This window comes from Deltaproteobacteria bacterium, assembly GCA_020848905.1.
In the GTDB taxonomy this organism is placed as follows: domain Bacteria; phylum Myxococcota_A; class Polyangia.
In genome coordinates this window covers 52425-62951 of record JADLHG010000050.1, presented here as the reverse complement: position 1 = coordinate 62951, position 10527 = coordinate 52425, and the positions used below count along the sequence as shown (strand labels likewise).

8 protein-coding genes are annotated in these 10527 nt (G+C 72.4%); 3 read left to right on the top strand and 5 right to left on the bottom strand.

The window, feature by feature from the left end; all coding sequences use genetic code 11:
* Positions 1–297: 297 nt before the first annotated feature.
* Positions 298–1224, bottom strand: coding sequence for a hypothetical protein (locus IT371_22630; GenBank protein ID MCC6750478.1), 927 nt, complete (start codon positions 1222–1224; stop codon positions 298–300).
* A 144-nt stretch (positions 1225–1368) separates the two neighbouring features.
* Between IT371_22630 and IT371_22625 the strand changes: the two genes are divergently transcribed.
* Complete coding sequence (locus IT371_22625; protein MCC6750477.1) at positions 1369–2241, top strand: class II glutamine amidotransferase; 873 nt, start codon at positions 1369–1371, stop codon at positions 2239–2241.
* A gap of 29 nt (positions 2242–2270) precedes the next feature.
* On the opposite strand, the gene IT371_22620 is transcribed toward IT371_22625, so the two are convergent.
* The gene (locus IT371_22620) at positions 2271–3077 is read right to left on the bottom strand and encodes a hypothetical protein (protein MCC6750476.1); all 807 of its coding nucleotides are present in this window, start codon (positions 3075–3077) and stop codon (positions 2271–2273) included.
* A 26-nt stretch (positions 3078–3103) separates the two neighbouring features.
* On the opposite strand from IT371_22620, the gene IT371_22615 reads away from it, so the two are divergent.
* Positions 3104–4828 (top strand): DUF882 domain-containing protein, encoded by a 1725-nt coding sequence (locus tag IT371_22615; GenBank protein ID MCC6750475.1) that lies wholly within the window; start codon positions 3104–3106, stop codon positions 4826–4828.
* Between the two features lie 16 nt (positions 4829–4844).
* On the opposite strand, the gene IT371_22610 is transcribed toward IT371_22615, so the two are convergent.
* Both IT371_22610 and IT371_22605 read right to left on the bottom strand, forming a co-directional pair.
* On the bottom strand, positions 4845–5783 hold the full coding sequence (locus IT371_22610) for a choice-of-anchor J domain-containing protein (protein ID MCC6750474.1): 939 nt from the start codon (positions 5781–5783) through the stop codon (positions 4845–4847).
* A 33-nt stretch (positions 5784–5816) separates the two neighbouring features.
* Positions 5817–6713, bottom strand: coding sequence for a polyphosphate kinase 2 family protein (locus IT371_22605; GenBank protein MCC6750473.1), 897 nt, complete (start codon positions 6711–6713; stop codon positions 5817–5819).
* Positions 6714–6784: 71 nt separating this feature from the next.
* Here IT371_22605 and IT371_22600 point away from each other — a divergent pair, with 71 nt between their 5' ends.
* Positions 6785–7960, top strand: coding sequence for a pyridoxal phosphate-dependent aminotransferase (locus IT371_22600; protein MCC6750472.1), 1176 nt, complete (start codon positions 6785–6787; stop codon positions 7958–7960).
* On the opposite strand, the gene hrpB is transcribed toward IT371_22600, so the two are convergent.
* On the bottom strand, positions 7955–10504 hold the full coding sequence (gene hrpB / locus IT371_22595) for an ATP-dependent helicase HrpB (protein ID MCC6750471.1): 2550 nt from the start codon (positions 10502–10504) through the stop codon (positions 7955–7957). The genes IT371_22600 and hrpB overlap by 6 nt on opposite strands.
* Positions 10505–10527: the final 23 nt, after the last annotated feature.

Below are 10527 nucleotides of genomic sequence, written 5' to 3'. Positions count from 1 at the left end.
GGTGCGCGAGCGCATCCTGAAAAAGCCTCGTCCGAGCCTGGAGGACCGAGTCGTGCATTCCTCCGAGCAGCTGACCCTTACGATTCCGCCCAAATAGCGAGGAGGTGCAGTGTGAAGCGTTCTTCAGCACGTACGCCAGAGCGGCTTTCACCTCGCTTGGAGTCTTCAGGACGTGCTGGTGGTAGCGGTCCCGAAAGACCCGTCCCGTGCGGCCCCACGTGCGGTTCAGCGCGTGCGCGAGCCGGATCGCCAGCGCCCGCAGCCCTCGCCCACCTCCGCTGGACTTCTCGATCTCTTTCAGCGCTGCGGGTCGCCCCGGCGAGGCTTCAGCTCGGCGTGGATGCGGCGGAGCAGGGGGCGGGCCTCCTCGCCGAGGCGCGGAACCAGCATGACCACCACTTCGGCTAGGAGTAGCTCGAGCCGTTCGAGACGGGCCGCGAGCTCCGCCGGCGAGAGTTCCGCCGCCGGAGCCTGGGTGGGGGGCGGCTCGGGCGCGGGGGCGGGGACCCGCTGAAGCGTCGTCGAAGACTCGAGAGCCGGCTCGGGCTGGGGCGAGGGCTGCTCGCGCAGGATGCGCCCGATGGGAGCGCGCGGTCCGGCGTTCGAGGGCGCGAGTGGTGCGGCCGGAGGGACGGGGGCAGGGCGCTCGCCCGGTTCCGATCCGCGCCCCCGGCCGAGGCGACTCCGCGCGCGGCGCACGCTACCGACGAGTCCGGGGTCGGTGATCCCTTCGTAGCCGAAGAAGCGGCGCCGCGAAGCGTTCGTCTCCTCGACGAGGCTGTCGAGGTAGTGCTTGCGGATCGCCTTCTCGATCTGTCGCGGACCGATGATGTGCACGGCTGGGTCGCGCCCAGCGAGTCGCCGGACCATGCCCAGGGCGTCGGGGTCGGTGGGGTCGGCCATCGCGACCTGCACGCGGCCGGAATGCGGGTCCACGCCGAAGGGGATGAGGCGGAGCTGCCAGCAGATGTCCTGGGGGACGAGCCCGAGGATCTTGTTGGGGATCGACCGCCGATAGAGCTTCGAGGGCGCTTCGGGCAGTCTGAGGCGCGCGCTCAGCAGGGATACGAGCTGCTGCTCGTCGACCATCCCGTGCTCGACGAGCAACGCGCCGAGGCTGGCGCCGCTCTGCTGCTGGTGAACCTGCGCCTCCGCAAGCTGCGGTTCCGTCACGAGCTGGGCGGCGACGAGCCATTGTCCGAGCCGCTGCACGTCTTCCAGCATAGCGCGGATCGGTCCGTCCCACGCGGGCTTCCTGCGCCTTGGCTCGGGACCTGGAAGATGTAGTGGCAGGTCGGTGTGTCTCCGGGGGATCCCTTTCGTCGGGCCTTTCCTTGCACTGCGGACAGGGGCAGCGATACTCGAGGCATGTGCAGGCTCTACGGGTTCAGGTCCTCGGTCACGAGCCGGGTTCACCGCTCGCTGGTGGACGCGGAGAACGCGCTCGCTCGCCAGAGCGAGCGGCACCGCGATGGCTGGGGGCTTGCGTACTACATCGGCCGCTTCCCGCACCTGATTCGCAACGACCAGCAGGCGCTCACCGACGGGCTCTTCGCCGATCTCTCGGCAGTGGTGGCCACGCGCACCTTCGTGGCGCACATCCGCCAGGCGACGGTCGGAGAGGTGAGCGTGCTCAATTGCCATCCCTTCCAGCACGGCGCGTGGATCCTGGCCCACAACGGCGAGATCGCCGGCTTCGGCCGCGACGCCGAGCTACGGCGAGAGATCATGAACGCGGTCGACGAGCGTTTCCGCGGCGGGATCCTCGGACGCACCGACAGCGAGGTGCTCTTCCACCTCTTTCTCTCGCGGCTCGCGCGGCAGGTGGACGACATCCAGGACCTGGGAGTCGACGCGGGGCGCGCACTGGCCGCGCTCTCCGAGACGGTGGAGACGGTGCTCGAGATCTGCCGCCGCTACGGGAGGGACGGCGACTGCCGGCTCACGGTGCTCCTCACGAACGGCAGCGTGATGGTCGGCTACCGCCACCGGAGGGAGCTCTTCTTCTCGACCTACAAGACGCACTGCCCGGACCGGGAGAGCTGCCACGCCTTCGACGCGACGCGCTGCGAGCAGCCGCCGCGTGACGGGATCGTGAAGCATCTGATCGTGGCGTCGGAGAGGTTGAGCGACACGGGCCACGTGTGGCAGGAGCTCGCGGACGGCGAGTTCGTAGCCGTGGATCACCTGATGCGCGTCCAGCGCGGGCGCCTCGGCGCGACGGCGGACTACGAGATCTGAGGCGGGACCCTACGAGCTGACGCGCTCCCCTACCTGGTGCGCACGTCCAGGTGGTGCGTGGCGTACTGGTCGAACTCGAAGCGCGCGTACTGGATGATGTCCTCGACGTCGCGCGGCAAGAACTGCATGAGAGCCGGTGGGGTGCCGAGCGCCTGGCAGATGCGCTGGTACGCGGTGAAGACCGGGTCCGGGATCGGCTCGTCGGTGACGAAGACCAGGGCGTACGGGCGCTGGTGCGCGCGGAGCGCCCCGTGGTTGATGCACTGGGTGAGAAGCGCGAGCTGCTGGGCGTTCTTCGTCGAGAACTTGTTCCGCACCTGGCCGGCGTTCACCACGACGAGGACGCTCGGTTCGTAGAGGGCGAGGCGATCGGCGAGGTGCTCGGCGTCGTCGCGGCTCACCCCGCCCGGCCTCGGCTCGCCGCCGAAGAGCGCCACCTCGTAACGCACGAAGAGCCGCAGTGCCGGCTGCAACGGGTCCTGGCTATGCTCGAGGCGATGGCGGAGCTCGCCGAAGAGCTGTTCGACGGCGTAGCCCACGCCGAGGACCCCCATGCGGCAGCGGAGGTAGCGCCCCTCCGCGCAGCGATAGGCGAGCTGCTCCAGGTTCGTCGTGGTGTCCACCACGAGGACCGAGGTGTCGAGCTCGTCGGTGGTGTCCGACCGCAGCTCCACCACCACCGGGATGGTCAGGTCCTCGGGCGGGCGGTCGGGGGCGCGCACGGCCGGCAGGTCCTGCCTCGACCTGCGGCTGATGACCTGCGAGATGACGTCGATGTCGAAGGAGTCGTCGGACATGCGGTGGTCTTGCGAGCCCTGTCGCGAGCTCACCCTCATGTTAGCATCCTGTCGGCGAAGAACCGATGGACAAAACCCCCGCCGTCTCGCCCCCCGACGAGTCCCGCGTGGTCGCGCTGGAGCGACGCGTCGCGGAGCTATCCGCCGAGCTGGCGCGGGCGGAGGCCGAGCGGGAGCGGGCCGTGCGGGCGCGCGACGCCGTCCTGCGGGAGGTGCTCCCCGTCGCCAGCACCGAGGTCCGAGCGGCGAGGCGTGGAATGGGGCGCGCGGCGGTCGTGGCGCTCCTCTTCGGCGGAACTCTGGTAGCCGGGCTCTGGTTGGCGCTGCGCTGGGGGCGCGAGCCCGCGCGACCCCGGGGAAACCTGCGGCCCGCGTCGCCCGCTCGTGCGCCGGCGCGCGCGGAGGCGGCTCCGGTCGCCGCGTGGGCGACGCGCGTGGTGACCATCCCCTTGCCCGAGCCGGTCCTCGTCGGGCGCGCGGCGCTGGCCCCCGACGGACGTCATGCCGCGGTGGGGGACCGCGAGGGGACCCTGCGCCTCTACGACCTGGCCACCGACCGCCTCGTGGCCGAACGGCGCGCGCATCGCGGCGAGGTGCGGGACCTGCGCTTCGTGGACCCGACGCGGGTCGTGAGCGGCGGCGCCGACGGGACGGTCTGGCTCTGGGTCCCGGGCGACCCCGCGTCGGGGCGGGTCGTGCGCCGGGGAGGGCGACCGGTGCGGGCGCTGGCCGTGGCTTCGGGGCTCGTGGCGGTGGCCGTAGAGGACGCGGAGGTCGAGCTGCATTCCCTCGGCGACGGAGCGGTGAGGCGGCTCCAGGGGCACGCGGGCTGGGTCCGGGCTTTGGCCGTCTCGCCTGCGCGCGGGCTCCTGGCGAGCGGCGGCCACGACGGGAAGCTTCGCCTCTGGTCGCTCCGCGAGGGGCGTCTCGTCCGCACGCTCGCGGGCCACGACCTGTGGGTCAGCGCGCTGGCCTTCAGTCCCGACGGGCGGCGGCTGGCTTCGGGGAGCTTCGACCGCCGGGTCCGACTCTGGGACGTGGAGCGAGGGACCCTGCTCAAGGAGCTCCGGGGCCACGCCGTGCGCCTCACGGACCTCGCCTTCCACCCGAAGGGAGAGCTGCTGGCCTCCGCGAGTCTGGACAAGACGGTGGTGGTCTGGGACGTGGACCGAGGGGTCGGCCGCTACTCGCTCGTCGGCCACCGGTATCAGGTCACCTCGGTGGCCTTCGATGGGTCGGGGCGCACCGTCCTGACCGCGAGCTCCGACGGAACGCTGCGCCTCTGGCCCGTGCCGCTCCCCGTGCCGCAGATCGCCGCGCGCCTGCCTCCCCCGGGGGAGGGGGAGGTCACCCTGCGCAACCACACCACGGGCGAGCGCCTGCGCGTGCGGCTTCTCGACGCGAACGGGCGCGTGGGGGCCGAGGCCTCGCGGCGGCTGGCCACCTTCCTGCGCAGCGGCGCCGACGACACCGAGCGGACCCCCGATCCGAAGCTGGTGCGACTCCTCGACCGGGTAGCGGAACGCTTCGGCCGCGACCGCGAGATCCTCCTCATCAGCGGCTTCCGCTCCCCCGCCTTCAACGCGCTGCGCACCCGGCAGAGCAAGCAGGTGGCCAAGGAGAGCCGGCACATGACGGGGCAGGCGATGGACTTCCGCCTCGAGGGGGTGACGATCAACGCGCTCCACGCCTTCGTGAAGACGCTCAAAGGGGGCGGCGTCGGTTTCTACGCCGACTCGCACTTCGTGCACATGGATACGGGGCCGGTGCGCTACTGGAGCGGGGAGTGAGGGCCCTTACGCGCGGTCAGGGACCCGTCACCGAGACGTCGTCCAGGTACCATCCGGCGTAGTTGACCGAGGCCGTGGCCATGAAGTGGAAGGCGATGGTGATCGTCTTGCCGCGATAGGCGGCGAGGTCGACCGTGCGTCGCACCCAGGCCGTGGGCGTGACGTAGTCCCCGGTGCAGCGTTGGGTCACCACCTTCCCGTCGATCCGCAGCTCGGTCCAGTCGTACGGCAAGAAGACGTCGTACCACTCCCAGTAGGCCAGCGTCGCCGTGGTGAAGGAGCTCGGGATCGCGACCTTCAGGGCCAGGACGCTGTCGTCGTTCGGGTCGGTGTTGCTGCAGGTATTGGCGGCGTTCGCGATGGGGTTGTGGCAGTCGTTGAGCACCGTCCCCCAGCAATGCGTGCCCGAGTGCGGCGCGGGCGGCGGGGTGGCGCTCGCCGAGCACCCCGTTCCCTTCGCGAAGCGCAGCACGCCCCATTGCCAGTCGCGGGTCGCGGTGAGGCCGCCGCCACCGGCCTCGAAGTCCAGGGTGAACGGGGCGACGAGGGGACCGCCGGCGCCGCTGTCGGCGGGCAGCCGGGCGTCGGGTCGGCGGGCGTCGGGTACCCGCGCGTCGGGGACCCGGCTGTCGCGCGGGCGGGCGTCGCCGGGGAGCCCCCGGTCCGTGCGGGGGCCGTCGGTCCGGGGTTTCGCGTCGGCCACCGCGCCGTCGGTGGCGGGGCGGCCGTCGGAAGCGCCTCCGTCGCGTCGTCCGCCCCCGTCGTCCCCGGACGCGGCGTCGTCTGCACCGTCAGAGGTCCCGCCGTCGTCGAGGGTGCCGTCTGCTGGCGGCCCGCCGTCGGTGGCGCTCGTACCGTCGGGGGAGGGGCGGCTGCGCCCCGTCGAGCACGCGGCGCCGGAGAGCGCGAGGGCGCCGAGAAGGACGGTCAGGATGCGGTAGCGGCGACGGTGCATGGGCGAACACTACTTCAGGGCAACGTGGCTGATCTACGGCTTGGCGCTGCCTCCCTTCCCTCGGCGCGGTGCTTTGTCGCCCGGCTTTGGCGACCGGCCGGACCGCGAGGCCGTACGGTACGCCTCGAGCTCGGCGTGGCGCTGGGCCCCTTGCGTATCCAGGCGGGCCTGCCACTCCTTCCGGTAGGGGCGCAGCGCGGCGCAGAGAGCGTCCGCCACGACCCAGTTGCGGTACCACTTCTTGTCGGCCGGGACGACCAGCCACGGGGCCTCGGGGCTCGCGCAGCGGGAGAGGGCCTCCTCGTAGGCTCGGGTGTAGGCCTTCCAGTGCTCCCGTTCACGCCAGTCCCCCACGCTCAGCTTCCAGGCCGCCTTGGGGTCCGCCTCGCGCTCGAGCAGTCGCTCCTGCTGCTCCTCGGCGCTGATGTGCAGGTAGACCTTCAGCACGATCGTCCGGTGCGCGGCGAGGGTCTGTTCGAAGGCGTCGATCTGCTCGTAGCGGCGCGACCAGACCTCCTTCGGGACCAGGTCGTGGACGCGCACGACCAGCACGTCCTCGTAGTGCGAGCGGTTGAAGATGGAGAAGGTGCCGTGCCGCGGGGCGTGGGGCCGGACGCGCCAGAGGAAGTCGTGCTCCCGTTCCTCCTCGGTCGGGACGCCGAAGCTCGTCACCGAGACGCCGCGCGGATTCAGGTATCCGACGACGTTCTTGATCACTCCATCCTTGCCGGCGGTGTCGCGGCCCTGCAGCACGAGGAGGACCGCGTGCGTGCGGGCCCCCCAGAGGAGCTCTTGCAGGGAGAAGAGCTCCTCACCGAGAGGGGCGAGCGCCTTCTCCGCATCCTCGCGCCGGAAATTCTTCGGCGGACGGGTGGGAAGGCGTCCGAGGTCGACGGTCTGGCCCGGTCGGTCGAAACGGTAGTGTTTCATTGGGGGGTGGCTCTCCTTATCCGGCCCTTCGCCGCAAGCGTCGGGGCGATGGTAGCATCGACAGCGCATCCATGTTTTCGAGTCGGCTGCCAGAGTCCTTGACGGAGAACGCGCTCGCGCAGGCCCTCGCCGCGCGCCGGCGAAGCGGGTTGCCCCTCATCGACCTCACCGAGTCGAACCCCACGCGGGTCGGGCTTCACTACCCCGAGCGAGCGCTCGCCGAGGCCTTCGCGTCGGTGGAGCTGGCGCGCTACGCCCCGGATCCCCGCGGGCTGCTCTCGGCCCGCGAGGCCATCGCCGCGGTCTCCGACGGAAGGCTGGAGCCCGAGCGGCTCTTTCTCACCGCGAGCACGAGCGAGGCCTACGGCTTTCTCTTCAAGCTGCTCTGCGCGCCGGGCGACGAGGTGCTGGTTCCGCAGCCGAGCTACCCGCTCTTCGAGCACCTGACGCGGCTCGAAGGGGTCGTGGCGCGGCCGTACCGCCTGCACTATCACGGGCGCTGGGCGGCGGAGCTGGACGAGCTCCGCCGCGCGGTGAACCGTCGTACTCGCGCCCTCCTGCTCGTGAGCCCCAATAACCCCACCGGCTCGTGCTGCGAGCCGGCCGAGCTCGCCGGGCTGGCGGAGCTCTGCGCGCGAGGAGCCCCGGGAGGCGAGCCCCTGGCGCTCGTCGGGGACGAGGTCTTCGCGGACTACCCGCTTCACGAGGGTAGTCCGGCTCCGTCGGTGCTCGATCAAGAGCGCGCGCTCGCTTTCAGCCTGGGGGGACTCTCGAAGTCCTGCGGGCTCCCCCAGATGAAGCTCGGGTGGATCGCGCTCGGCGGACCGGCGGGGCTGCGGGACGAGGCCGCGCGCCGGCTGGAGGTGATCTGCGACAGCTATCTCTCGGTAGGGACCCCGGTGCAGCTCGTGGCCCCGCGGCTGCTCGAGCTCGGAGCCGATATCCGTGTCGAGATTCTAGAACGCATCAGCGGAAACCTGGCTCGGCTGGTCGCGGCGGTGGGTCGCCACCCCGCCTGCACGCTCTACCGGCCGGAGGGGGGCTGGACGGCCGTGGTGCGCGTGCCGGCCCTGCGGAGCGAGGAGGGGCTGGCGCTGGAGCTGGTCGAGCAGGAGGGCGTCGTGGTGCACCCGGGGTACTTCTTCGACTTCGCCCATGAAGCCTATCTCGTGCTGAGCCTGCTGCCCGACCCGCGCTGCTTCGGCGACGCGGTCGAGAGGGTGCTGAGGCGTGCGTGTGCGCTATGAGCGGCGGCGCGGGCGGCGCTCGGGTGGGGCGTTCCAGGGGTCCTCGGGCCAGGCGTGCTTGGGATAGCGGGCTCGCAGCTCCTTGCGCACCTCGGGGTAGGTGGTGTTCCAGAAGCTCCGCAGATCCTGCGTCACCTGCACCGGCCGGCCGGCCGGACTGAGGAGGTGCAGGAGCACCGGGGTGCGTCCTGCCGCGATGCGTGGGGTGTCCGCGAGGCCGAAGAGCTCCTGCAGGCGCACGGCCAGCACCGGGGCGCGCCCGGGGGCGTAGTCCAGCCGGACCTGACTCCCCGACGGCACGGCGAGCCGCGTGGGGGCGTGGCGCTCGAGGGCCTGACGCTGGGCGTGCTCGAGGCGCGCCACGATCCACGCCCCGAGCTCGACGGCACGAAGGTCGGCGAAGCTGCGTCGCCCGTGGCAGAGCTCCGGCAGGAGAGCTACGAGCGCGTCGTCATCGCAGGCGGGGAGCCCGAGCTCGGGCATCCAGGCCGCGAGGCAGCGCAGGCGGGCGAGGATCTGCCCCGTCTCGCCGTCGAGGGTCAGCGCCTTCGACAGCTCCTTCGCCGCCTCGGTGGCGAGGAGCTCCGCGGCCGCCTCGGCGGGGGGGGCTGCGCGCGCCTCCTCGAGGCAGAGGTCCTCGTGCAGGAGCCGCCTCGCCGCGATCACCTGCTGGCGGTCTGCGTCGAACTCGCAGACCACCTCCTCTCGCCGCGAGAGCCACGCGGGGTCCAGCTGACTGGCCAGGAGCACGCGCGCCTCCGGGCCCGCGCCGTCCACGGCGATGGAGAGGAAGAAGGGCGCCTCGCGCACCACGCTGCGCGGGTCCAGCACCACGCCGCGGCCTCCGACCATCAGGCCCCGCGGACTGCCGGGCTCCCGGCGGCGGGTCACGCGCTCGGGGAAGGCCGCAAGAAGCAGCCGCAACGGCGCAGCGTCGTCGGAGTTCCGGGAGCGGGCCGGCGGACCGAAGGCTCGCGCGGCTTCCCGCTCGAGCTGGGCGGCGGCGCGGCGGGCGTGGCGCAGGGCCGCACGGTCGAGCGGGAGGCCGGTGGGCCCGAGGTCGCTGGCGGTGGACTCGGTGGCCGCGAAGAGGAGCTCCAGTCGCAGGAGGAGGTCCGAGGGTCCGGTGGGGAGCTCCGAGGCCCGGACGCTCTCGGAAGAGGGGCCGCGGTCGAGCCGCAGGATGTCCCGCTCGGCGAGGAGGGCGGCGAGCCCCGCGCCCTCGCGGAGGCAGCCCCGGCGGTGGGCCTCGAGCAGAAGTCTCCCGAGGCGCGGATGCACGGGGAGCCCGAGGAGGCGTTTGCCGTCGGCCGTGATGGTGCGCGCTCCCTCGGCGAGCGCCCCGAGGCGCACGAGCAGCCGGTCCGCCCGCTCGAGAAGGCTCGGCTCCGGCGCCTCGAACCAGCCGAAGGTGAGCGGGTCGCTCCCCCAGGCCCGCACCTCGAGCACCGTCGGGGCGAGGTCCACGCGACGGATCTCGGGGACCGTGAAGGGCGCGAGGCCCACCTGCTGCGCGCGCGTCCAGAGGCGGTAGACCCGCCCGGGACCGGTGCGCCCGGCGCGTCCGGCCCGCTGATTGGCGGAGGCCACGCTGATGCGGGTCAGCACGAGCTGGTCGATCCCCGTGCGGGGGTCGTGCCGCTGGAGCCGCACGAGGCCGCTGTCCACCACCGAGGTCACCCCCTCGATGGTGAGGGAGGTCTCGGCCACGTTCGTGGCCAGGATCGCGCGGCGCTGGCGGCTGGGCGCGAGCACGCGGTCTTGCTCCTCGGCGGAGAGGGTGCCGTGCAGCGGCAGCACCTCCACCCCGCGCAGGCCCTCGAGGGCCCGGAGCGTGGCGCGGATCTCCCCGACGCCCGGGAGAAAGGCGAGGACGTGGCCGCCGCTCGGGTCGTCGCGCAGGGCTCGCTCTACGGTGGCGGCAGTCCGCACCGGCAGGGGACGTCGATCCTCGCGCTCCGCGTACTGCACCTCGAGGGGATGGCTGTGCGCCTCCGCCTCGAGGACGGGGCAGCCGCCGAGGAACGCGGCCACCGGCGCGGGGTCGAGCGTGGCCGACATGACCACGATCCGCAGCTCCGGCCGAACGCTCGTTTGAACCTCGCGCAGCAGCGCCAGCGCGAGCTCGCTGTGCAGGTTCCGCTCGTGGAACTCGTCCAGAATCACCCCCCCGACCCCCTCGAGGAGCGGGTCCTGCTGGAGCATCCGGGTGAGGATCCCCTCGGTCACCACGCGGAGGCGCGTGTCGTGGGAGAGGCAGCGCTCGAACCGGACCTGATAGCCGACCTCGCGTCCCAGCTCGAACCCGCGCTCGTCGGCGATCCGCCGGGCGATGGCGCGGGCGGCCACGCGGCGCGGCTGCAGCACGAGGAGCTGCCCGGGGAAGAGCTCCGCCTCGAGCAGCGCTGGCGGGACACGCGTCGTCTTGCCTGCGCCGGGGGGCGCCAGGAGCACGGCGGAGCTCTCGCGCCGTAGAGCGGCCACGAGCTCGGGGACGACCGGATCGATCGGCAGGGGCAGAAGGGGCGCGTGCGTGGTTGCCACGACGAGACGGCTCGGTCTACCGT